19 protein-coding genes and 1 tRNA gene are annotated in these 24,083 nt (G+C 58.2%); 13 read left to right on the forward strand and 7 right to left on the reverse strand.

The genetic code is table 11. From position 1 onward, the window contains the following. Positions 1-225: 225 nt before the first annotated feature. Entirely contained in the window at positions 226-1,785 is a 1,560-nt protein-coding gene (locus GKN89_RS13515) for a DNA cytosine methyltransferase (protein ID WP_370520205.1), read from the reverse strand. 81 nt (positions 1,786-1,866) lie between these two features. On the opposite strand from GKN89_RS13515, the gene GKN89_RS13520 reads away from it, so the two are divergent. After that, positions 1,867-2,328 (forward strand): very short patch repair endonuclease, encoded by a 462-nt coding sequence (locus tag GKN89_RS13520; protein ID WP_154747171.1) that lies wholly within the window; start codon positions 1,867-1,869, stop codon positions 2,326-2,328. A gap of 364 nt (positions 2,329-2,692) precedes the next feature. Here GKN89_RS13520 and GKN89_RS13525 read toward each other — a convergent pair. Further along, positions 2,693-2,777 (reverse strand) — tRNA-Leu (locus GKN89_RS13525). A gap of 279 nt (positions 2,778-3,056) precedes the next feature. Here GKN89_RS13525 and deoC point away from each other — a divergent pair. The 4 genes from deoC to GKN89_RS13545 all read left to right on the forward strand — a co-directional run bounded on the left by deoC (position 3,057) and on the right by GKN89_RS13545 (position 7,087). Beyond that, the gene (gene deoC / locus GKN89_RS13530; RefSeq protein ID WP_154747172.1) at positions 3,057-3,770 is read left to right on the forward strand and encodes a deoxyribose-phosphate aldolase; all 714 of its coding nucleotides are present in this window, start codon (positions 3,057-3,059) and stop codon (positions 3,768-3,770) included. 65 nt (positions 3,771-3,835) lie between these two features. Beyond that, positions 3,836-5,365 (forward strand): FGGY-family carbohydrate kinase, encoded by a 1,530-nt coding sequence (locus tag GKN89_RS13535; RefSeq protein WP_154747173.1) that lies wholly within the window; start codon positions 3,836-3,838, stop codon positions 5,363-5,365. Beyond that, positions 5,362-6,693, forward strand: a complete 1,332-nt coding sequence (gene fucP / locus GKN89_RS13540; RefSeq protein ID WP_154747174.1) for an L-fucose:H+ symporter permease — start codon at positions 5,362-5,364, stop codon at positions 6,691-6,693. The genes GKN89_RS13535 and fucP overlap by 4 nt, the downstream gene beginning before the upstream one ends. A 1-nt stretch (position 6,694) precedes the next feature. After that, positions 6,695-7,087 carry a VOC family protein gene (locus tag GKN89_RS13545; RefSeq protein WP_195934011.1) on the forward strand — a complete coding sequence of 131 codons (393 nt, stop codon included), beginning with the start codon at positions 6,695-6,697 and terminating at the stop codon, positions 7,085-7,087. Positions 7,088-7,929: 842 nt separating this feature from the next. Here the strand turns inward: GKN89_RS13545 and GKN89_RS13550 are convergent. Beyond that, complete coding sequence (locus GKN89_RS13550) at positions 7,930-8,646, reverse strand: LuxR family transcriptional regulator (protein WP_154747176.1); 717 nt, start codon at positions 8,644-8,646, stop codon at positions 7,930-7,932. A gap of 201 nt (positions 8,647-8,847) precedes the next feature. Between GKN89_RS13550 and GKN89_RS13555 the strand changes: the two genes are divergently transcribed. Beyond that, positions 8,848-9,606 (forward strand): DeoR/GlpR family DNA-binding transcription regulator, encoded by a 759-nt coding sequence (locus tag GKN89_RS13555; RefSeq protein WP_086580906.1) that lies wholly within the window; start codon positions 8,848-8,850, stop codon positions 9,604-9,606. A 61-nt stretch (positions 9,607-9,667) separates the two neighbouring features. Here the strand turns inward: GKN89_RS13555 and lptG are convergent, their stop codons facing one another. Together lptG and lptF are read right to left on the reverse strand one after the other, a co-directional pair. Continuing rightward, positions 9,668-10,738 (reverse strand): LPS export ABC transporter permease LptG, encoded by a 1,071-nt coding sequence (gene lptG, locus GKN89_RS13560; RefSeq protein WP_019453290.1) that lies wholly within the window; start codon positions 10,736-10,738, stop codon positions 9,668-9,670. Next, positions 10,738-11,832, reverse strand: a complete 1,095-nt coding sequence (lptF, locus tag GKN89_RS13565) for an LPS export ABC transporter permease LptF (RefSeq protein ID WP_273830524.1) — start codon at positions 11,830-11,832, stop codon at positions 10,738-10,740. Before lptF ends, lptG begins: the two co-directional genes overlap by 1 nt. Before the next feature lie 282 nt (positions 11,833-12,114). Here lptF and pepA point away from each other — a divergent pair, with 282 nt between their 5' ends. The 5 genes from pepA to GKN89_RS13590 all read left to right on the forward strand — a co-directional run bounded on the left by pepA (position 12,115) and on the right by GKN89_RS13590 (position 19,587). Beyond that, complete coding sequence (pepA, locus tag GKN89_RS13570) at positions 12,115-13,626, forward strand: leucyl aminopeptidase (RefSeq protein ID WP_004933352.1); 1,512 nt, start codon at positions 12,115-12,117, stop codon at positions 13,624-13,626. A gap of 84 nt (positions 13,627-13,710) precedes the next feature. After that, positions 13,711-14,160, forward strand: coding sequence for a DNA polymerase III subunit chi (locus tag GKN89_RS13575; RefSeq protein ID WP_019453292.1), 450 nt, complete (start codon positions 13,711-13,713; stop codon positions 14,158-14,160). Positions 14,161-14,172: 12 nt separating this feature from the next. Then, on the forward strand, positions 14,173-17,049 hold the full coding sequence (locus GKN89_RS13580; protein ID WP_063918055.1) for a valine--tRNA ligase: 2,877 nt from the start codon (positions 14,173-14,175) through the stop codon (positions 17,047-17,049). Between the two features lie 199 nt (positions 17,050-17,248). Continuing rightward, entirely contained in the window at positions 17,249-17,752 is a 504-nt protein-coding gene (locus GKN89_RS13585; RefSeq protein ID WP_004933360.1) for a GNAT family N-acetyltransferase, read from the forward strand. Between the two features lie 227 nt (positions 17,753-17,979). Further along, complete coding sequence (locus GKN89_RS13590) at positions 17,980-19,587, forward strand: GMC family oxidoreductase (RefSeq protein WP_154747178.1); 1,608 nt, start codon at positions 17,980-17,982, stop codon at positions 19,585-19,587. A 15-nt stretch (positions 19,588-19,602) separates the two neighbouring features. Here the strand turns inward: GKN89_RS13590 and miaE are convergent, their stop codons facing one another. Together miaE and rraB are read right to left on the reverse strand one after the other, a co-directional pair. Continuing rightward, on the reverse strand, positions 19,603-20,367 hold the full coding sequence (miaE, locus tag GKN89_RS13595; RefSeq protein ID WP_154747179.1) for a tRNA isopentenyl-2-thiomethyl-A-37 hydroxylase MiaE: 765 nt from the start codon (positions 20,365-20,367) through the stop codon (positions 19,603-19,605). Positions 20,368-20,546: 179 nt separating this feature from the next. Next, positions 20,547-20,972, reverse strand: coding sequence for a ribonuclease E inhibitor RraB (gene rraB / locus GKN89_RS13600; protein WP_004933365.1), 426 nt, complete (start codon positions 20,970-20,972; stop codon positions 20,547-20,549). Positions 20,973-21,134: 162 nt separating this feature from the next. Here rraB and argF point away from each other — a divergent pair, with 162 nt between their 5' ends. Both argF and GKN89_RS13610 read left to right on the forward strand, forming a co-directional pair. Continuing rightward, positions 21,135-22,154 carry an ornithine carbamoyltransferase gene (gene argF / locus GKN89_RS13605; RefSeq protein ID WP_019453295.1) on the forward strand — a complete coding sequence of 340 codons (1,020 nt, stop codon included), beginning with the start codon at positions 21,135-21,137 and terminating at the stop codon, positions 22,152-22,154. A gap of 194 nt (positions 22,155-22,348) precedes the next feature. After that, the gene (locus tag GKN89_RS13610; protein WP_154747180.1) at positions 22,349-23,917 is read left to right on the forward strand and encodes an ABC transporter substrate-binding protein; all 1,569 of its coding nucleotides are present in this window, start codon (positions 22,349-22,351) and stop codon (positions 23,915-23,917) included. Positions 23,918-24,083 lie beyond the last annotated feature (166 nt).

A 24,083-nucleotide genomic window follows, 5' to 3' on the forward strand; every position in this document is an offset into this window, starting at 1 on the left:
AAAGAAAATGGATTTAAGTATAACCTCTAAAACCGTAAAGTCCCGCCCCTCTTACTTATCTAATGGAATATTTTAAAATAATAAATATTTATTTTAGGCAGCAAGGAGGAGGGGCACTACAAAATTAATTACCAAAGTCAAATTAAGCACCATATAAATAACCAGTGTTTTTTATTTTAAAGTAATTAATTTCCATAATAAACTATAACCTTATCATCAATAAAATCAGATTAAAATATCTGCAACGATCCGTGCAATCTGCTTAGCCAAAAATGGAGGAACTGCATTACCGACTTGATGATATTGTTGAGTTCTTCCTCCTTGGAAAAAATAGTTATCTGGGAAAGTTTGTAATCTTGCAGCTTCTCGAACCGTCAAGCTTCTGCACTGTACAGGGTCATAATGGATAAAGTAATGCCCATCTTTTGAAATATGGCTTGTTATTGTCGTAGATGGGCTGCCAGAAAGCTGCACCCGGAAACGGTCCGAGAATTTACCAGTTTCCCAGTTCTTATGGTCAGGAGCGAGACCTGGCAAGTTAAACTCTTTATGCCCTTTAGGAGACCTTTTATGAATAGAGGCGAAACACGCAGCATATCCATAGCGAGCAAGATCGTCGATTCGATGTCCTCGGGCCTCATGGTTTAACCAAACATTCAAACGTGAATCGAGCAGCCAGTCATCAAGATAACTATGCTGAGTACGTCCAGTAGAGCCGTCTTTTGGCATTCTAGTGGACCCAGTATTGCTGACAAGACCAATTTTCTCAGAGACTTTTGCAAGACAGCTTGATAATGATTTTTCGGGTTCAATAGCTTTTGATGCATGAGCAGCAAGACGGTTAATCTGCTCACTTACCTGAACTTCCCATTGTTCTCTTGAGTCTTTCTGCCTACTCAGAAGACTTCTTAGTTTAGGAAGGCTTCCAATAACATCTTGGACACTTACACTACCTTGAATCTGCAATTTAGGAAGATTCTCTTTATAGCGGTCTTCACGTATTCCAAGCAGAATAACTCTATGGCGTGCTTGGGGTACCCCATAGTCCTCAGATCGAATAATATATTTTGTCGCATCAAGCAAGTCAGGGTTTTCACCATCACAAAACTCTTGTTCACTGACTAACGAAACAATCCGATAACATGGACTATCTTGGGTAGCCTTGAGTGCAGAACCAGGGTTGGCGAGATCTTTCAGAATCTGATTGAATATTTTTTCGCCATTTATCTTGGAAGAGAGTATTCCTTTAACGTTCTCCATTACAAAGATATCAGGCTGATAATTCTGAATAATTCTCAAGTATTCGCGATAGAGGAAATGGCGATGATCTTCTTCTGGTTTGTAATCCGTTTTCCCTTTATTGCGGGCTCGTCCAACCAAGGAATAGGCTTGGCAAGGTGGCCCACCTATCAGTACCCAAGGTTGATTAGTACAGCGTTTTTCAAGCACTTCTTGAATTGATGCATCAAGGATAGCATTCCCGATACTGCTACCAATTTCAATGCACATAGCCTCTTTAGCAGCAAGCCCCCAAAGTTCAGCTGTTTCACCAGTATAAGGTTTTGTTGTTTCACCATTGCAGAAGCGATAATAGTCGTCAAGGCTTTCAGGTTGGTTTCTGACCAACAGTCGATAGAATGCTCTAAGACGAAGAGTCTCATGGGCAATCGGATCTTTCTCTGCTGAAACAGATATTTGAAACGTATCGCCATTTTCCAGGGATGAAAAACCCTCCCCTAATCCTCCAGGTCCGGCAAAAAGGTCTACTACAGGGATCGGCTTCACAGGCATACTCAATTATGTATATTAGTGGGATAAATAGGAGCCCAGGATACCAAGAAGAAGGGCAAACAGGAAGCATAGCTGATGGATATTGTCGATAGTAAAACGCGCTCTCGTATGATGTCAGGCATCAGGCACAAGCATACAAAACCAGAGCTGCTTGTTCGTAAATTTTTATACACTAATGGTTTCAGGTTCCGATTACACGTGAAGGACTTGCCCGGCACTCCTGATATCGTACTGCCACGATATAGCTTGTGCATCTTTGTTCATGGGTGCTTTTGGCATCATCATAATGGATGCAGATTCGCTACAATGCCCAAAACTCGTCCAGAATTCTGGAGAGAAAAATTGATCTCCAATAGACAACGTGACATCCGAGCAAAAATAATGCTTAACGCACTAGGATGGAGAGTGTTTGAAATCTGGGAATGTGGGATTAAAAACCGCGATCAAGACTCTCTAGAATGGCTTCCAGAACATATAAAAAGCAGCGTTTCTACATTCAGCTGGCCTGATTATATATGCAGTTATGATCCTGAATAACAACAGATTTAACAGACACCCTTGAGCCATTCTCGATCTTCCATTTTCAGCCCCTACTTTCGAACTCGAGCATCCACCTGCTGAGACAGCAGCATGCTTGCAATAACACAAAACATAAAATAAATCAAATAATTACATGTTATTTACAACAACAGCAGTGACTCATATCAAATACCTGAAAGCATCCTGAAACAGTTTTTCAGCTATCGGCCGGAATTGATCTCCCATGCATATTTACAGGACATTCACTTGTTTAGAGTAACGGTATTTATTTGGTAATTTTTGATATTTATGCATCAGCAAGGCCTGGTTACAGACACAAAAAAACCACCTTTCGGTGGCTTCTTGTTCGCGCGGTACTTAATGGTGCCGAAGGCCGGACTCGAACCGGCACGTATCTCTACGGTTGATTTTGAATCAACTGCGTCTACCGATTTCGCCACTTCGGCACTGAAGTAGTATGCGGAAAACGGGTGCATTATACCTTCCCGCGATCGGTGCGCAAGAGTTATCAGGCATTCAATGAGTTAAATGTTGAAAAAAACGTCACAACCCCCGTTTACCCTCTTATTGCTGCGTTTGCCGCATCTTCCTCCCGCACTTTCACCCTCCTCGCAACAAAACCGCAGATCCGATCACAATTTCACCAAATGCTGATTTTAAAGCCATATGAAAGAGAATAAGGTGAGCAAATAAAATTAAATGAAAACAAAAGAAGGATAAACACAATGAATGAAACAACCAGACGCATGGCCAGGTTGATCGATCTGAGCGCGGTGCAGGCCACCAATACCGAGGAAGACGTGCGCCACTGCGCCGCACTGGCCAGTCGCTATCGCATTATCTCGGTGCACGTGCTGCCGTGCTGGACGCGTTTCCTCAGCACTTTGCTGCCGGAGCGCGGCCAGGCGGACGTGATGATTGGCGGGCCGGTCGGCTTTCCCGGCGGTGGGCAGACCACCGATCTCAAGGTGCAGGAGGTGCGCCAGCTGATCGCCGAGGGCGCGCGCGAGGTCGATATGGTGGTGAACATCGGCAAGGTGCTGTCGGGGGATTACGATTGTGTGCGCGAAGATCTGCGCCGGGTAGTCGAGGCCGCCGCGCCGGTGCCGGCCAAAGTCATTCTGGAGACGCACTATCTGAACGAGAAGCAGATCCGTCGGGTGTGCGACATCGCCGTCGAGATCGGCATGGCCTGGGTGAAAACCTCCACCGGCTGGGCACCGACCGGCGCCACGGTAGAGAAAGTGGCGATCATCGCCGATCAGTTGCGTGGCCGCATTCAGATCAAAGGGGCCGGCGGCATTCGCGATCTGGACACGGTGCGCGCGCTATATCGGCTGGGCGTGCGCCGCTTCGGCATGAGCGCGGCGGCCACTCAGCGTGTGCTGGAGCAGCTCGAACAGGATCCAGGCCTGTTCCCGGAACTGAACGATAACTAATCTTGCGCGATCCCAGCGCACGCTTCTGCGGGTGGCCCGCGCCATCCGCCACGGGAGTGATAACAATGAAAGATTTACTTCTTACCCTTGATATCGGCACCGGCAGCACCCGTGCCGGGCTGGTCACCAACACCGGGGAAATCCTTGGCTTCGCGCAGCGCGAGTACGAGCAGATCACGCCGCAGGCCGGCTGGTCGGAACAACCGCCTTCGCTGTGGTGGCAGTGCGTCTGCCAGTGTACGCAGGAGCTACACGCGCGCTACGCCGAATACTGGCCGCGTATCGCCGCCGTCGGCGCCTGCGGGCAGATGCACGGCACGGTCTTGCTCGATGCCGACGGCGAACTGGTCGTCGATCGCGCCATGCTGTGGAACGACAAACGCTCTCAGCAGCAGGTAGCCCGCTTTAGCCACCAACAGCCGCCGCAGCCTTGGCTGGAACTGTTGAATAATCCCCCCACCGCCGCCTGGCCGGCGTTCAAGCTGGCCTGGCTGCGCGAGCATCATCCATCGCAGTGGGAGCGCATCGCTACGGTGTTGATGCCCAAGGATTACGTCAATTTCCGTCTCTGCGGCGTACGCGCCACTGATTACAGCGAGGCCTCCTGCTATTACCTGATGGACAGCGCCACGCTGCAGTGGTCGCCAGAGGCGCTGCGGCAGTTCGGGTTGCGTGCCGATCAGTTGCCCGCCATCCATCTCTCCAGTGAGGTGATTGGCCACATTACGCCCGCAGCGGCGAGCGCCACCGGTCTGCCGTCGGGCGTACCGGTGGTAGCGGGCACGGCGGATATGGCCGCTACCCTGCTCGGTTCCGGCGTCTATCAGGCCGGCATCGCCTCCGACAGCACCGGCACCTCCACGTTGCTCACCGTGGTCTCGGAGCACCCGCTGCTCTCTGCCAGCGTCAACAACCTGCACCTGGCCAACCCGGCCTGGGGTGGTTTCACCCTGCTCGACGCCGGTGGCGACGCCATGCGCTGGGCGCGTTCGGCGCTGAGCGCCGGCCAACTCAGCCACCAGCAGATGCTCGATATGGCGGCCGACGTACCGCCGGGCGCCGAAGGGCTGCTGTTCCTGCCTTACCTGACCGGCGAGCGGCTGGCGGAACACACCAACTCACGCGCGCAGTTCTTCGGCCTGCAGCGCAAGCATAGACAGCCACACCTCTACCGCGCGGTGCTGGAAGGGGTGGCACTGGCGTCCTTGCGCAATCTGCAGCAGCTCAGGCGCCACGCGCAGGAACCGGAGGCAATGATCGCTTCGGGTGGTGGCGCACGTAGCCCACTGTGGCTGCAGATCAAGGCCTCGGTCTACAACCTGCCGCTGCTGCAAACGCGCAATCAGGAGAACGGCACTACCGGCTGCGCGATAGTCGCCGGGGTCGGCGTCGGGCTGTTCAACAGTTTCGCCCAAGGGGTGAGCCGCACCGTCAGCATCGAGCGCGAATTTACCCCCGATCCACGCCAGCACGAACACTACCTGCGCTGCTTCGAGCTGTTCGAACAGCTCTACCGCCAGGCGCAGCCCCTCTACGAACAGCTTGATGTTATTAGCTCGTTCTCTTTTTCTCCGGATGAAGGAACACCGCAATGAGCGACTCTCTGATTAACAAGGGCGACATCGCGCAGCACGCCGCGGCCGAAAGTATCGACCGTAGTGCCTATCTGCCCGCCACGCCCTGGCTGCAGCTGATGCTGGTCTGCTGCCTGTTCGCCCTGTGGGGCATGGCCGGCAACCTGAACGATATTCTGATCGCCCAGTTCAAAAAGGGGTTCGATCTGTCGGATACCCAAACCGCACTGGTGCAGTCGATCTTCTTCCTCGGCTACTTCGTGATGGCGCTGCCCGCCGCAGCGGTGATCAAACGCTACTCGTACAAGGTGGCGATCGTGATCGGCCTGTGCCTGTACGCGCTCGGCTGCTTCCTGTTTATCCCGGCAGCGCAGATCATGACCTACGGCGCCTTCCTGGCCTGCCTGGGGGTGATCGCCACCGGGCTGTCGTTCCTGGAAACCTCAGCCAATACCTACTCCAGCCTGCTGGGGCCGCTGGAAACCTCCACCCAGCGCATCAACTTCTCGCAGATATTCAACTCGCTGGGGATCATTTTTGGCGTATTGATCGGCCAGCAGCTGGTGTTCGGCAAAAACGATCCCAGCCACGCCGAGCTGCTGCAGATGCCACCGGCGGCGGCCGAAGCGGCACGCTCCCAGATGGTGTCGCAGGTGGTCACACCTTATCTGATCATCGGCAGCGTGCTGATCGTCCTGGCGCTGATCTTCGTGGCGGTGAAATTCCCCGCCTGCAAAACCCAGCGCTCGCACCAGGGAGCGGGCAAGCCGCTGATGCAATCGCTGAAGATCCTGCTGGCGCTGCCGCGCTTCCGGTTGGGGGTGCTGTCGCAGTTCCTGTATGTCGGCGCGCAGGTAGGGCTGTGGAGTTTCACCATTCGGTTTGTGCAAATGATTGAACAGGGGGCAACCGAGCATTCGGCCACCTACTGGCTGCTGGCCACGCTGGTCTGTTACTCGGCCGGCAAGGTGGTCACCACCGCGCTGATGAAAAAGTTCAGCCCGGCGCGGTTGCTCGGCGTGTTCTGTTCGGTATGCGTGCTGCTGTTGCTGCTGGCCGTCAACATCCAAAGCCTGCTGGCGGTGGTGGCGATCATGGGCGTCAACTTCTGTATGGCGTTGTGCTGGCCAACCAACTTTGGCCTGACGATCAAAGGGCTGGGCGAAGAAACTCAGGTGGCCGGTTCGATCGTAGTGATGTCGATCATCGGCGGTGCGGTGGTGCCGTTAATCATGGGCATCATCTCCGATCTCAACGGCGGCGATATGCAGATCGCCTTCGCGGTGCCGCTGGTCTGCTTCGCCTACGTCGCTTTCTATGGCTTCTACTGCGCGCGCAAGGGGATTTGATATGGCACATCAGATTAACGGACTGATGCACGTCGGCCTACGCTGCGCGGATATCGAACGAGCCGCCGGCTTCTATCGCTCACTCGGTTTCGAACCCCGGCAAACGCTGGCGCTCGGCGGCCCCGTCGCCGTACAGTTTTTGCAGTTGGGTGAGCTAACGCTGGAGTTATACCAGCTGCCCGCCGAAGGGCTGATTCGCCCCGCCAGCGCCTATGGTATCGACCACATCGCTTTGCGGGTCACCGATTTGGCGGCCACGCAGCGTTGGCTGGCGGATCTGGGGTATCAGGTGATTGAGGGGCCGACACTGCAACCCAGCGGTGCCAACGGCGTGCGCTATCTGATGATCGCCGGGCCGGACGGCGAACGGGTGGAGTTCAGCCAACCGCTGTAATGTTTCTTCCCACATAGCACAAGGCCCGATGGCGGTTATAAGCCATCGGGCCTCATTCGCTTTTTTTGTCAGCTCACGAGCCTTTACCGCCATAGCCATGCACCTTATCGGCCATCGCCTACATTTCCTCAATCGCCCTACCGGGCAGCACCAAATAATCCCCAGCCGCAATGACAACACTGCAAATAATTGCATAACAATGTGTCAGCCAATAAAGAATGAGGTTGCGTAACATTCCGAGAACACTATTTTTTCATTGATGTATATCTGACGGGAAATAAAAAATCGTAATAGCGCTCGCAAAGGCGAAAGAGTGATTCTATTAGAAGGGTTTTATCTTAAATCACCAGAAAATAGCGTACATACCTAACAAAATGGCTAGTTAATGCCTAAAAACCAGCTGAGATCGCTTGCCTCTTCAGAGTTAATAGCTTTAAGATGATGTAAGAAAATTTTCCCTGGTGTTGGCCAATATTGGCAACCTGGCCCTACGCGGTCAGGTTTTTTTTTGTATTTTTTATCAAAACATTACCGGGGAAGTGTATCGCCTTGAGGGGTGGGAAACCAGTTAGACTAAAGTACAGTCCCTTACTGGACCTTTATAAGTTCAGTCTGGTTATTATTTCACATCGCAGAGATCGGGACCGCTACTCTATTACTTCCTTCTCTAGAATCACCACGGTGCCAAATCAATACCGGCTGCCGCCTGTCATTTCCTGAATCGAAAGAATCTATTTCCTATCTGGTATTTTCTACCTTTAGGCTTCTCTCGGCTGATTTGGCTCTGCCTGGTCGCCGGCGCAGCATCCTACCGAAACGCCAGCCGCGGGCCGGCTTGCGCATCACTCCACCGGTTTAATCAGCCGCAGCTCCATCCCCAGGCGCACGGCATGTCGGGCATTCGTGACCCCCAACTTTTTGACGATGTTGGACATATGAAACTTGATGGTGCCGGTCTTTATGCCCAGGATCATCGCCGTTTCCTGGTAGGTTTTACCCACGCTGGCCCAATAGAGGATTTCGTTTTCTCTGTCGGTAAAACGAGCGTTACGCTCCAGGGATACGGCGTTTTTTTCTGACAGTGGTGACAGCGCCAGATAGGACTCATGGATTGAGGCCAGCAATACCGAAATATCACCTTTACGATCGCTGAGTGCCTGGATGGCTTCCGCTCTCTGCTCAACGTTGAAGGCAAAGGAAAGCGTGACGAGATTGTCGCTGTAATCGTGCAGCACGAAGGTATAGCCGTGCGTTACGCCAAACTCGCGGGCCTGCTCGAACAGTTCGGGAAAATGCAGCCCTGCGTCAGCCATAATTTGCTCGTCCCAGGCGAACGGGGTCAGGCGGTTGCGGGCGGTAAGTACCACCGGATCAATGTACTGCAACCCCTGCTCTTGATACTTTTTTACCCATTCACTCGGGTAGTTGGTGACGCCAAAAATGCAGGCAATGTCTTTTTTGGATAACACCACATACGCCCACAGGAGATCGCCTAACTCCCCCAACGCAGCTTCCAGGCGCTTGCCAATAATGTTGCTGAGATTATATTCATCTTCCATTGACTGTCAGCTCCCTCTGCCCACCCTATCGCTGAACTGACTATACCAAAAAGGATCGGTACGCCGTAACCTTCGCATCTTGCACGGATAACGCCCGGTGGAATATTGCCAGCGGCGGCCGGCAAGCGCTTTGCCTGCCGCCGATACGCGGGGTATATTAGCCGCACGTCCATTGTGCCTGTCAGGAGTGAATGAGTGAGCATGTTCGCAGAAGAGCGCCAGGAAAAACTCCTCGCCATTCTCAAGGAGAAGCGCAAGCTCTCAGTGGGGGAAATGAGCTCGCGCTTTAACGTCTCCGGCGCCACCATCCGCACCGATCTGCGCATTCTGGAAGACGCCGGTATGCTGACACGCACCCACGGCGGCGCCATTCTGCGCACCCGCGCCAGCTTCGAGGTCGGCTCCGATCAGCGTGAAGAGGTGAACCTCAGCGCCAAGGAGCAAATCGGTCAATTGGCCGCCGGCCTGGTGGAAGACGGCGACATCATCGTATTGGATACCGGCACCACCACCCTGCAGATCGCCCGCCATCTGCGCCAGCGCCGCAACCTGACCGTGGTCACCAACGATTTCATGATCGCCAAGAGTCTGGAAGACGTCGAATCGATCCAGATCATCCTGCTGGGCGGCATCGTCAAAAAGGGTTATCACTGCGCGGTCGCCATCAACGGCCGTTCGCTGCTGGATACGCTGAACATCGACAAGGCGTTTATGGGCGCCAATGCATTGTCGCTGAAACAGGGCGCCTGTGTGGCCGACATCATGCTGGCCGAAACCAAGCGCGCGATGGTGGAACATGCCAATCAAGTGATCGTGGTGTGCGATCACTCCAAGCTGAGCAACACCTCGCTGGCGCAGTTCGCCTCCCCTGCCCAGATCGACACCCTCGTGCTGGATCGCCTGCCGGAAGACGCGCAGGCCTATCAGGATGCCGGCATTGCGCTGCTGAGCGTCGGCTGATCCCCTCAACAAAAAAGGCGCGGCCCCGCGGCCACGCCTTTCTTCACTACCGATCGCCACGCTACTTGCGTTTGAGCAGCATATACACGCTGATCAGCAGGAACAGCATGCTCGGCAGCAGCGCACCCAGCACCGGCGGCATGCTGTAGACCATGCTCAGCGGGCCGAAGATCTGATCCAGCACGTAGAACAGGAAGCCGAAGCTGATGCCGGTCACCACGCGGATGCCCATCGGCACGCTGCGCAGCGGGCCGAAGATGAACGACAGCGCCATCAGCATCATCACCGCCACCGACAGCGGCGAGAAGATTTTGCTCCACATGTTGAGCTGGTAACGGTTGGATTCCTGGCCGCTCTGCTTCAGGTACTTCACGTAGTTGTGCAGCCCGCTGATGGAGAGCGAATCCGGATCCAGCGCCACCACGCCCAGCTTGTCCGGGGTCAGGTTGGTTTTCCATTCGCCGGTCAGCGTCTGGGTGCCGGTTACCTGTTTCGGGTTGGTCAGATCCGAGGTGTCCACCTGCGAAAGCTGCCACAGGCCGTTTTCGAAGCTGGCGGTAGCGGCATAGCGCACCGTTTCCAGGCGACGCTGATCGTTGAAGTGGTAGATGTTCACGCCGGAGAGTTCTTTATCGCCGGAGACGCGCTCGATGTAGATGAAGTCGTTGCCGTCCTTCGCCCACAGCCCGCTCTTGGTGGAGAGCAGCGAACCGCCGTACATCTGCTGGGCGCGGTAGTTACGCGCCATCTGCTCACCCTGAGGCGCCACCCACTCGCCGATCGCCATGGTCAACAGCACCAGCGGAATGGCGGTTTTCATCACCGAGCCGGCGATCTGCAGGCGGGTGAAGCCGGAAGCCTGCATCACCACCAGTTCGCTGCGCGTCGCTAGCTGGCCCAGGCCGAGCAGCGCGCCAAGCAGCGCCGCCATCGGGAAGAAGATCTCGATGTCTTTCGGCACGCTCAGCAGGGTGTACATGCCGGCGCTCAGCGCGGTGTATTCGCCCTGGCCCACCTTGCGCAGCTGATCGACGAACTTGATGATGCCGGACAGCGACACCAGCATGAACAGCGTCATGATGATGGTGTTGAAAATCGTTTTACCGATATACCGGTCTAATACGCCAAACATCAGGCCGCTCCTCTCAGGCGTGCGCGCAGCTTACGCATCGGCACGGTATCCCACAGGTTCAGCGCCAGCGCGATCGCCAAGTAAATGCCGTTAACCAGCCACAGCCACAGCATCGGATCCAGCTTGCCCTTGCCGGCGTTGGAGCGCAGCGAGGTCTGCAGCAGGAAGAAGATCAGATACAGCAGGATGGCCGGCAGCATGCTCAGCACGCGGCCCTGGCGCGGGTTCACCACGCTGAGCGGCACCACCAGCAGCGCCATCAGCGCCACCGATACCACCAGCGTCAGGCGCCAGTGCAGCTCGGCGCGCGCGTCCGGATCGTCGGATTCCCACAGCGTCTGCATCGACATCTGTTCGGATTCGGTGTTGTCCGCCACCACGGTGCGGTGGCCAATCACCGCCTTGTAGTCGGTGAAGTCAGTAATGCGGAAGTCGCGCAGCAGCGCGGTGCCTTCAAAGCGGGTGCCCTTGTCGAGCGTCACCACCTGCGAGCCGTCTTTCTGCTGCACGATGTTGCCGTGCTCGGCCACCACCACCGACGGGCGTTGGTTGCCGTTCGGCCGCAGCTGCGCCAGGAACACGTCGTTGAAGGTGCTGCCCTTCACGTTGCCGATAAACAGCACCGCGTTGCCGTCCTGCGAGGGTTTGAACTGCCCTTCCGCCAGCCCGGCGATGCTCGGGTTGGCCTTGGCTTCGTTCACCACCACGTCCTGATAACGCGAGGCCCAGGGGCCGGCCCAAAACACGTTCACCGCTGCGACCGCAGAGGTGAGCAGCGCCAGGATCATGGCGGCGATAATCAGGGTGCGTTTGCCCAGCCCGCAGGCGTGCATAACGGTGATTTCGCTCTCGGTATACAACCGCCCAAGCGTCATCAGCAAGCCGAGAAACAGGCTCAAAGGCAGGATGAGCTGCGCCATTTTCGGCACGCCCAACGCGAGCAGGGAGAGTACTAAGTTTGTCGGGATATTGCCGTCCACCGCGTCGCCCAACACCCTGACCAAATTCTGACAAAAGAAGATCAGAAGCAGGATGAACAGGATGGCGATTTGGCTCTTGAGCGTTTCCCGTACCAGATATCTTATGATGATCACGCTTATTACGCCTGTGAAAACTTGTCTTTTTGCAGGAAAATCGATAATTTCATCGTTAATCCGCCATTTATTCTCATCATATGGCAACCTTCACAGCTAAAATAGTATTACAACATCAAGCCGTTTGGGTGTCCTATAGGAACTTGCTTATAGTCGCCAAAACAGAGCAATTTATGCCGTTCAGGTTAACATAATCCGTTAACTCAAATGGCAGGAGATCGTTACGGAGTCGGTTATTCTAGCCGTAGCGTCCGCCTTTGTCTTTAAGATTCAGGAGAGTGCATGGAGTTCAGTGTAAAAAGCGGTAGCCCGGAAAAACAGCGCAGTGCCTGTATTGTAGTCGGCGTTTTCGAACCGCGCCGCCTGTCCCCTATCGCAGAACAACTCGACAAAATCAGTGATGGTTATATCAGCGCATTGCTGCGCCGTGGCGAACTGGAAGGCAAGGTCGGGCAGACGCTGCTACTGCACCATGTGCCCAACATTCTCTCCGAGCGCATCCTGCTGATCGGCTGCGGCAAAGAGCGCGAGCTCGATGAGCGCCAATACAAGCAGGTGATCCAGAAAACCATCAATACCCTCAACGACACCGGCTCGATGGAAGCGGTCTGCTTCCTGACCGAGCTGCACGTGAAAGGCCGCAACACCTACTGGAAAGTGCGTCAGGCGGTGGAAACCGCCAAAGAGACGCTCTACACCTTCGATCAGCTGAAAAGCAACAAGGTGGAGCCGCGTCGTCCGCTGCGCAAAATGGTGTTCAACGTGCCGACCCGCCGTGAGCTCACCAGCGGCGAGCGCGCGATTCAGCACGGTCTGGCGGTGGCTTCCGGCATCAAGGCGGCCAAAGATCTCGGCAACATGCCGCCGAACATCTGTAACGCTGGCTACCTGGCCTCGCAGGCCCGCCAACTGGCGGACGCCTTCAGCACCAACATCACCACCCGCGTCATCGGCGAACAGCAGATGAAAGAGCTGGGCATGAACGCCTATCTGGCGGTCGGCGCCGGTTCGCAGAACGAATCATTGATGTCGGTGATGGAATATAAGGGCAACCCAAATCCGGACGCTAAGCCGATCGTGCTGGTAGGTAAAGGGCTGACCTTCGACTCCGGCGGCATCTCGATCAAACCGGCCGACGGCATGGACGAGATGAAATACGACATGTGCGGCGCGGCGACCGTGTACGGCGTGATGCGCGTGGTGGCGGAGCTGAATCTGCCGCTGAACGTGATCGGCGTGCTGGCCGGCTGTGAAAACATGCCGGGCGGCCGGGCGTATCGTCCGGGCGACGTGCTGACTACCATGTCCGGCCAGACCGTCGAGGTGCTGAACACCGACGCCGAAGGCCGCCTGGTGCTGTGCGACACCCTGACCTACGTCGAGCGCTTTGAGCCGGAGCTGGTGATCGACATTGCCACCCTGACCGGCGCCTGCGTGATCGCCCTAGGCCACCACATCACCGGCCTGATGTCGAACCACAACCCGCTGGCGCACGAGCTGCTGGGCGCTTCCGAGCAGGCCGGCGACCGCGCCTGGCGCCTGCCGATGGCCGACGAGTACTACGAGCAGCTGGACTCCAACTTCGCCGACATGGCGAACATCGGTGGCCGCCCTGGCGGCGCCATCACCGCCGCCTGCTTCCTGTCGCGCTTCACCCGCAAGTACACCTGGGCGCACCTGGATATCGCCGGCACCGCCTGGCGCTCCGGTAAAGCCAAGGGCGCGACCGGCCGCCCGGTGGCGCTGCTGTCTCAGTTCTTGCTCAACCGTGCAGGTCTGAACGGCGACGATTAAATCTGAGCGGTAATTCAGGTATAATCCCAAGGGGCACAGCATGCTGTGCCCCTACATTTTTTTATCGGCAGCGGTGGATCCTTAATGAAACAGGCGACGTTTTATTTGCTCGACAACGCGGAACCGTCAGGTGCGCTCAGCGCCCATGAGGCCGTGGCCTGCGCCGTTGCCGCCGAACGCTGGCGCGCCGGCAAGCGGGTGCTGATCGCCTGCGAGAGCCAGGAGCAGGCCCAGCGGCTGGACGAAGCGCTGTGGCAGCGCGAGCCGCATGAATTCGTGCCGCACAACCTGGCCGGCGAAGGGCCGCACTACGGCGCGCCGGTGGAACTGTGCTGGCCCGGCAAGCGCGGCAATGCCCCGCGCGATCTGCTGATCGCCCTGCTGCCGCAGTTTGCCGATTTTGCTACCGCTTTCCATGAAGTGGTAGACTTCGTTCCTTACGAAGACACTCTGAAACAGTTGGCGCGCGACCGTTACAAGGCCTATCGCAGCGTCGGCTTCCATTTGACCACGGCTACGCCGCCAACTCACTGAATACGATAAAGAATGGAAAAGACAAACAGTCAGCTCGACACCGCATACGACCCAAAACAGATCGAACAGAAGCTGTACGATCACTGGGAGAATCAGGGTTACTTCAAGCCAAACGGCGACACCAGCCAGGAAAGCTTCTGCATCATGATCCCGCCGCCGAACGTCACCGGCAGCCTGCACATGGGTCACGCGTTCCAGCAGACCATCATGGACACCATGATTCGCTATCAGCGCATGCAGGGTAAAAACACCCTGTGGCAGGCGGGCACCGACCACGCCGGCATCGCCACCCAGATGGTGGTAGAGCGCAAGATCGCCGCGGAAGAAGGCAAAACCCGCCACGACTACGGCCGTGACGCGTTCATCGACAAGATCTGGCAGTGGAAGGCGGAATCCGGCGGCACCATCACCCGTCAGATGCGCCGTCTGGGCAACTCCGTGGACTGGGAGCGCGAGCGCTTCACCATGGACGAAGGCCTGTCGAACGCGGTGCGCGAAGTGTTTGTCCGTCTGCACAAAGAAGACCTGATCTACCGCGGCAAGCGCCTGGTGAACTGGGATCCGAAGCTGCGCACCGCCATCTCCGATCTGGAAGTGGAAAACCGCGAGTCCAAAGGTTCCATGTGGCACCTGCGCTACCCGCTGGCCGACGGCGCGAAAACCGCCGAGGGCAAAGACTATCTGGTGGTCGCCACCACCCGTCCGGAAACCGTGCTGGGCGATACCGGCGTGGCGGTCAACCCGGAAGATCCGCGCTATAAAGATCTGATCGGCAAAGAGATCATTCTGCCGCTGGTCGGCCGCCGCATCCGCATCGTCGGCGACGAGCACGCCGATATGGAAAAAGGCACCGGCTGCGTGAAAATCACCCCGGCGCACGATTTCAACGACTACGAAGTCGGCAAACGCCACGGCCTGCCGATGATCAACATTCTGACCTTCGACGGCGACATCCGTCAGGAAGCGGAAGTGTTCAACACCCTGGGCGAAGTCTGCACCGACTACTGCAACGAGATCCCGGCCGAGTTCCGTGGCCTGGAGCGCTTCGCGGCGCGTAAAGCGGTAGTGGCCGCCTTCGACCAGCTGGGCCTGCTGGACGAGATCAAACCGCACGACCTGACGGTGCCTTACGGCGATCGCGGCGGCGTGGTGATCGAGCCGATGCTGACCGACCAATGGTACGTGCGCACCGCGCCGCTGGCCAAAGTGGCGGTGGAAGCGGTCGAACAGGGCGAAATCCAGTTCGTACCGAAGCAGTACGAAAACATGTACTTCAGCTGGATGCGCGACATTCAGGACTGGTGCATCTCGCGTCAGCTGTGGTGGGGCCACCGCATCCCGGCCTGGTACGACGTGAACGGCAAAGTCTACGTGGGCCGCAGCGAAGAAGAAGTGCGCAGCGAGAACAACCTGGGCGCCGACGTGGTGCTGACCCAGGACGAAGACGTGCTGGACACCTGGTTCTCGTCCGGCCTGTGGACCTTCTCCACCCTGGGCTGGCCGGAGCAGACCGAGGCGCTGAAAACCTTCCACCCGACCAGCGTGATGGTCAGCGGCTTCGACATCATCTTCTTCTGGATCGCGCGCATGATCATGCTGACCATGCACTTCATCAAGGATGAAAACGGCAAACCGCAGGTGCCGTTCAAGACCGTCTACATGACTGGCCTTATCCGCGATGACGAAGGCCAGAAGATGTCCAAGTCCAAAGGCAACGTGATCGATCCGCTGGATATGGTCGACGGCATCTCGCTGGAAGATCTGCTGGAAAAACGCACCGGCAACATGATGCAGCCGCAGCTGGCGGAGAAAATCCGCAAGCGCACCGAGAAGCAATTCCCGAACGGCATCGAGCCGCACGGCACCGACGCCCTGCGTTTCACCCTGGCGGCGCTGGCCTCGACCGGCCGCGACATCAACTGGGACATGAAGCGCCTGGAAGGCTACCGCAACTTCTGTAACAAGCTGTGGAACGCCAGCCGCTTCGTGCTGATGAACACCGAAGCGCACGACTGCGGCTTCAACGGCGGCGAGAAAGTGCTGTCGCTGGCGGATCGCTGGATCCTGGCCGAATTCAACCGCACGGTGAAAGCCTACCGCGAAGCGCTGGATACCTACCGCTTCGATCTGGCGGCCAACATCCTGTACGAATTCACCTGGAACCAGTTCTGCGACTGGTATCTGGAGCTGACCAAGCCTGTCGTGAGCAACGGCAGCGAAGCGGAACAGCGCGGCACCCGCCACACGCTGATCACCGTGCTGGAAGCGCTGCTGCGCCTGGCGCACCCGATCATTCCGTTCATCACCGAAACCATCTGGCAGCGCGTGAAGCCGCTGACCGGCACGACCGCAGATACCATCATGCTGCAGCCGTTCCCGGCCTACGACGCCGCGCTGGAAGACGAGCAGGCGCTGAACGATCTGGAGTGGATCAAGCAAACCATCATCGCCGTGCGCAACATCCGCGCCGAGATGAACATCGCGCCAAGCAAAGCGCTCGACGTGCTGCTGCGCAACTGCAGCGCCGACGCCCAGCGCCGCGTGCAGGAGAACCAGAGCTTTATCGCCCGTCTGGCGCGTCTGGAATCCATCGCGCTGCTGCCGGCCGGTGAGAAAGGCCCGGTCTCCGTCACCAAACTGGTGGACGGCGCCGAGCTGCTGATCCCGATGGCCGGTTTCATCGACAAGGACGCCGAGATCGCGCGTCTGGCGAAAGAGATGGGCAAGCTGGATGCGGAAATCGCTTCGATCGAAGGCAAGCTGGCGAACGAAGGCTTCGTGGCGCGCGCGCCGGAAGCGGTAGTTGCCAAAGAGCGCGATCGTCTGGCGGCCTGCAAAGAAGGCAAAGTGAAGCTGCAGGAACAGCAGGCGACCATCGCCGCGCTGTAATCCACCGGCTCACGCCAACGCCTGAAAAACAGCGGGGTCTTCCCCGCTGTTTTTTTATCGCCGTTGCATCCGGGCCGGGTTAGATGTTATTACAAGATATTACTGCCGCAAGGACGCCGCCGGGAAATAACCCCGGCGCGTTTCGCGCTGCGATAAAAATGAAAAACGAACGTGGTCTCTTTCAATGGCGAGTGTAAACATGACAACAGCAACCCCGGCGCGCCTGCTGGTGCGCCCCATCACGGCGGAAGACAATCCCGCCATTGCTCACGTCATTCGCGAAGTCTCCGCCGAGCACGGCCTGACGGCGGATAAAGGCTATACCGTCTCCGATCCCAATCTGGATGCCCTGTATCAGCTCTACAGCCTGCCGCGCAGCGCTTACTGGGTGATCGAGGTGGACGGCCAGGTCGCCGGCGGCGGCGGCATCGCGCCGCTGCAGGGTGGCGCAGACGATATTTGCGAATTGCAGAAGATGTATTTCCTGCCGGTGTTGCGCGGCAAGGGATTGGCGAAACGCCTGGCGCTGCAGGCGCTGGATTTCGCCCGCCAGCACGGCTTCCGCTGTTGTTACCTCGAGACCACCGCCAGCCTGACGCAGGCCGTTGCGCTGTACGAACACCTGGGCTTCGAACACATCGACCACGCGATGGGCGCCACCGGCCACGTCGATTGCGAAGTCACCATGCTGAAAACGCTGTAATCGCCCCCTGCCTCTTCATCAGGGCGCAGCTTGCTGCGCCTTTTTTATTAATATCGCAATCAATCAGTAAAACTCGCTATAACGCCGTTTTTCAAGCAGATAAACTGACGTTAAAAACCACGATGTAAATTTAATGTGAAGTTCGTTAATAAATTAACGATCGTAAATTGACCGCCTTTTCCCCCGCGTTACTCTGCCAGTATCTCAATCGCGCACGGAGAGCTGTCATGTCGGAAAATACCTTTGATTACATCATCGTCGGCGCCGGTTCCGCCGGCTGCGTGCTGGCGGCGCAGCTTATCCGCCGCACCCAGGCGCGGGTGCTGCTGCTGGAAGCCGGCGGCGACGACAATAACCTGTTCATCAAGATGCCGGCCGGGGTGGCCAAGATCATCGCCAAAAAGAGCTGGCCCTATGAAACGGAGCCGGAACCGCACGCCAATAACCGCCGTATGCAGATCGCACAGGGCAAGGTGCTGGGCGGCAGCAGTTCGGTCAACGGCATGATCTACCTGCGCGGCCAGCCGCAAGACTACGACGACTGGGCCGAACGCTACGGCTGCACCGGCTGGAGCTACCGCGAGGTGTTGCCCTACTTCAAACGCGCCGAGGCCAACGAAAGCCTGTCGGACGACTACCACGGCGCCGACGGACTGCTGCCGGTCAGCGAGAATCGCTACCGCCACCCGCTCAGCATGGCGTTTATCCGCGCCGGCCAGGAGCTGAACCTGCCCTATCGCAACGACTTCAACGGCGACAGCCAGCACGGCGTCGGTTTCTACCAAACCACCACCCACAACGGCGAGCGCGCCAGCACCGCCCGCACCTACCTGAAGGCGGTGCGCGACGAACGGCGGCTGGTGGTGAAACTGAACGCCCTGGCGCACCGGCTGACCTTCGAGGGCAACGTCGCCACCGGCGTGGTCTACAGCCAAAACGGCGGCGCGGAAGTCACCGCGCGCGCCACCAAAGAGGTGATCGTCAGCGCCGGCGCGGTCGGTTCACCGAAGCTGCTGATGCTGTCCGGCATCGGCCCGCGCGACCACCTGCAGCAGCTGGGCATCGAGGTGCGGGCGGATCTGCCGGTGGGCAAAAACTTCCACGACCACCTGCACATGTCGATCAACGTCAGCACCCGCGAGCCGATCAGCCTGTTCGGCGCCGATCGCGGTCTGCAGGCGCTGAGCCACGGCGCGCAGTGGCTGGCGTTCCGCAGCGGCGTGCTCTCGTCCAACGTGCTGGAAGGCGCCGCCTTTACCGACAGCCAGGGCGACGGCCGGCCGGACGTGCAGATCCACTTCCTACCGCTGCTGGACAGCTGGGACGACGTGCCCGGCGAGCCGCTGCCCAACATTCACGGTTTCACGCTCAAGGTCGGCTACCTGCAGCCGAAAGCGCGCGGCGAAGTGCGGCTGCGCAGCAGCAACCCGCGCGATCCGGTCAAGCTGCACGCCAACTACCTCGGCCACCCGGACGATCTGGCCGGCAGCGTGCGCGCGGTGAAGTTCGGCCTGGGCTTCCTGCAAACCGCGGCGCTGAAGCCGCTAATCAAAGATCTGCTGATGCCGCAGCCGGAGTGGACGCGCGATGAGGCGCAGCTGGAAGAGTTCGTGCGCAACTTCTGCAAGACGGTGTATCACCCGGTGGGCAGTTGCCGCATGGGGCCGTCGCCGCAGGACGCGGTGACCGATCCGCAGCTGCGGGTGCACGGTTTTGAACAGCTGCGGGTGATCGACTGCTCGGTGATGCCGCAACTGACCAGCGGCAACACCAATGCGCCGACCATCATGCTGGCGGAAAAGGCGGTGGATCTGTTGCTGGGCGCGCCGCAGTAAGGGCGCGCCTAAACCTCAGGCGGCGGCGGGCACGCCGCTGTGGAAGCGCAGTTCGCTGTCCGGCGACAGGATCAGTTCAGCTTCGAGGCGGCCGAAATGCGCCACCCGTTCGCTGATGTCGCCGCCGGCGATCTGCTCGGCCAGCGTCAGGTAGTCCTGATAATGCCGCGCTTCGGAGCGCAGCAGCGAGACGTAAAAGCGGTTCAGCTCGTCGTCCAGGTGCGGCGCCAATTTGGCGAAACGTTCGCAGGATCGCGCTTCGATGTAGGCGCCGCAGATCAGTTTGTCGATCAGCGTCGCCGGATCGTGGGTGCGGATCTCGCGGATCATGCCCTTGGCGTAGCGGCTGGCGGTGATCTTGCGATACGGGAGCCCACGCGCCTGCATGATCTCCAGCACCTGCGAGAAGTGATGCAGTTCTTCCTTGATCAACAGCACCATGCGATCCGCCAGATCCTGGCCGTAGGCCGAGCCGTTTTTCGGCAGGATCTTGCGGGTGAACTGGCCCTGGCGGAACAGCGTGTCCGGTGCGCCCTGCGCTTCGTGCAGAAACGCCTCGTAAGGGCGCAGCAGCGCCAACAGCGCATCGCCGCTCTCTTTGTCCGCCACGTAGCGGCGGATCAGCCACATGCCGGTCTGAGCGGCTTTCAGCTCGCACACCAGATGGTCGGTCAGCAATAGCTGCAGGTTTTCCGGACGGCGCGCGGCGTCGATCCAGGCGTCGGGAGTTTCACAGTGCAGGAAGCTTAAAATCGGGGCTAACAGGGATTGGTATGTCATGGCGTCATTGCCCTATGTATTTCAAGTTGCAGCCAGGCGGCCAGCTCACTCATCCCCAGGAGCTTACTCAGGTAAGTGACTGGGGTGAGGGAGTGCAGCCAACAACGCTGCAGCTTGAAAGACGACGGGGATATCAGGGGCCGGCGAAAGCCAGCCCACAGGTATTGATCGGAAAGGAATTAGTGGCGTTTGCCGTCGTCGTCTTCGTCGATGTAGTCGCCGTCTTCGTCATCCTCACCGTCTTCACCGTTCGGATCTTCGAAGTAGGTGCCCCAGCCGTCGTAGTTGACGCCGCAGCGTTCCGCCAGCGCCACCAGCTGCTCTACCTGGGCGTCGATCAGCTCGGCGTTCAGGCCGACTTCGCTGATCACGTCGCAGCACATCACCAGCGAACCGTCTTCCACTTCCAGCTCTTCGGCGTCGGTCACTTCGTAGCCCAGCTTGAAGGCTTCAACGGCGGCCTGCTCCAGAACCTCAAATTTCTCGGCGGACAGATGGTGCTCGATGGTGTAGAGCGCGTCCGGATCGCTGCCGTCTTCCAACAGCTCTTCGATGATCAGGCGGGTCTCTTCACGTTGTTCTTCCAGCAATTCGCGGTTTGCCATGCCTATATCCTCAAGTCAAATGGCCTTCATTCCTTCTATTTTCACACACCGCCGACGTTGCTTCCACGATAAACGTGAAAGATTTCCATGCCGGGGTTGAAATTGAATATTCATACATATAAAGTGAATTTTAATTCAATTATACAATCAGGGAATCGGACTATGAGCACCGGCAATGCGTTCTACCAACGTCACTTTCTGAGGTTAATGGATTTCACCCCCGCCGAACTGCAGGCGCTGCTGAAACTGGCGGCCGATCTGAAACAGGCCAAAAAGCTGGGGCAGGAACAGCGCCGGCTGCAGGGCAAAAACATTGCGCTCATCTTCGAAAAAGACTCGACCCGTACGCGATGCTCTTTCGAAGTTGCCGCATTCGATCAGGGCGCACAGGTGACCTATCTCGGCCCAAGCGGCAGCCAGATCGGCCATAAAGAGTCGATGAAAGACACCGCCCGGGTGCTGGGCCGCCTGTACGACGGTATTCAGTATCGCGGCTACGGCCAGGCGCTGGTGGAAACCCTGGCGCAGCACGCCGGCGTGCCGGTGTGGAACGGCCTGACCGACGAGTTCCACCCTACTCAGCTGTTGGCGGATCTGCTCACCGTACAGGAGCATCTGCCGGGCAAGGCGCTGAGCGAGGTGAAGCTGGCGTACGTCGGCGACGCGCGCAACAACATGGGCAACACGCTGCTGGAAGCCGCCGCGCTGGCGGGCATGGATCTGCGTTTGGTGGCGCCGAAGGCCTGCTGGCCGCAGCCGGAGCTGGTGGCCGAGTGTCAGGCGCTGGCGCAGCAAACCGGCGCGAAGCTCACCCTGACCGAAGACATCGCCGAAGGGGTGCAAGACGCCGACTTCCTCTACACCGACGTCTGGGTGTCGATGGGCGAACCGAAAGAGACCTGGCAGGAGCGTATCGCGCTGCTGCGGCCGTATCAGGTCAACATGGCGATGCTGAAGCTGACCGGCAACCCGAACGTGAAGTTCCTGCACTGTCTGCCGGCGTTCCACGACGACCAAACCACCCTCGGCAAGCAGATGGCACAGCAGTACGATCTGCACGGCGGCATGGAAGTGACCGACGAGGTGTTCGAGTCGGCGCACAGCGTGGTGTTCGATCAGGCGGAAAACCGGCTGCACACCATCAAGGCGGTGCTGGTCGCCACGCTGAGCAACACCCTCTGACAATCCCCCCTCCGCCCTGGCGTCCCCGGCCAGGGCGGCTAATATATTCCAGGAATATCAAATAGCGGATTGACCTTTGCCCACCGCCGGTAAAGGTTCTACCGTGACAGGCCGACGGCGCCCGCGCCGTAAAAACCAACGATAACAAACCGTTCTCAGCGCCGCCTTGTGGCGCCTTCAGGGGATATACACCGATGAAAGCCAAACTCTTGCCGCTGTTCCTGTTCGCCGCTCTGCCCGCCGCCGCGTTAGCCGCCACGCCGCCGAATACGCTGGTGGTGGTGCAATCGCTGGATGACATCGTCAGCCTCGATCCGGCGGAAGCCAACGAACTCTCCAGCATCCAGACGGTGCCCAGCCTGTATCAACGATTGGTGCAGGCGGATCGCGACGATCCGGCCAAGGTGGCGCCGGTGCTGGCGGAAAGCTGGCAGAGCGATGCGGCGGCCAAAACGCTGACGGTGAAACTGCGGCCGCAGGCGGCGTTCGCCTCCGGCAACCCGCTGACCGCCGACGACGTGATCTTCTCCTACAGCCGCGCGGTCAAGATGAACAAGTCGCCGGCGTTCATCCTCAACGTGCTCGGCTGGCAGCCGGACAACATCGACGCGCAGCTGAAGAAGATCGACGAACATACCGTGCAGCTGCGCTGGACGGCGGACGTCAGCCCGGCGGTGGCGCTGAATATCCTCTCGACGCCGATCGCCTCGATCGTCGACAGCAAGGCAGCGCTGCCCAACGTCAAAGACGGCGACTTCGGCAACGCCTGGCTGAAAATGCACTCCGCCGGCAGCGGCCCGTTCAAGATGCGCGTCTATCAGCCGCACCAGGCGATCGTGCTGGACGCCAACCCCTCGACGCCGGGCGACAAGCCGCAGCTGAAAAACATCATCATTAAAAACGTGCCGGACCCGGCCACCCGCCGCCTGCTGATCCAGCAGGGCGACGCCGATATCGCCCGCGAACTGGGCGCCGACCAGACCGATACGTTGAAGAATCAGCCCGGCGTCAAGGTGCTGGAGATCCCGTCCGCCGAGCAAAACTACCTGGTGTTCAACGCCGGCAACGGCGCCAATCCGCTGCTGAGCAACCCGGCCTTCTGGGAAGCGGCGCGCTACCTGGTGGATTATCAAGGCATCACGAAAGATCTGCTGAAGGGCCAATATTTCGTGCACCAGAGCTTCCTGCCGGTCGGGCTGCCGGGCGCGCTGGAGACCAACCCGTTCAGCTACGATCCGGCCAAGGCGAAAGCCATCCTGACCAAGGCGGGGATCACCCACGCCGCCTTTACGCTGGACGTGGAGAACAAACCGCCGTTCATCACCATTGCGCAGGCACTGCAGGGCAGCTTCGCCGCCGCCGGCGTGAAGGTCGAACTGCTGCCGGCCGCCGGCAGCCAGGTTTACTCCCGCGTGCGCGCCAGACAGCACCAGGCGGCGATCCGCCTGTGGATCCCGGATTACTTCGATGCCCACTCCAACGCCAGCGCTTTCGCCTACAACGACGGCAAGAGCAGCACGGTGGCCGGGCTGAACGGCTGGCAGATCCCGCAGTTGAATAAGCAGACGCTGGCGGCGCTGGCCGAAGCCGATCCGGCCAAGCGCCGTGCGCTATACACCGCCATGCAGCAGGAGCTGCAGCGCAGTTCGCCGTATGTGTTTATCGATCAGGCTAAAACCGAAGTGGTGCTGCGCGACAACGTCAAAGGCTATCAACAGGGGTTGAACGCCGACATGGTCTACTACGATCGCGTCAGCAAATAGCCGGCGGGCGGCCACCGTCGGCCAATCGATTGCGGGGCGGCAAAAAACGGCGTTTTAACGCTTGCAGTGGCGAAAAGCGCGAGTATAATGCGCCACAATTTGCCAGGAGAAAGCATGAAAAACGACGTTTGTTTTGTTAGCCGCAATCGACAAAACCGACTGCCTA

Source organism: Serratia sp. YC16 (assembly GCF_009707615.1).
Taxonomy (GTDB): Bacteria; Pseudomonadota; Gammaproteobacteria; order Enterobacterales; family Enterobacteriaceae; genus Serratia; species Serratia surfactantfaciens.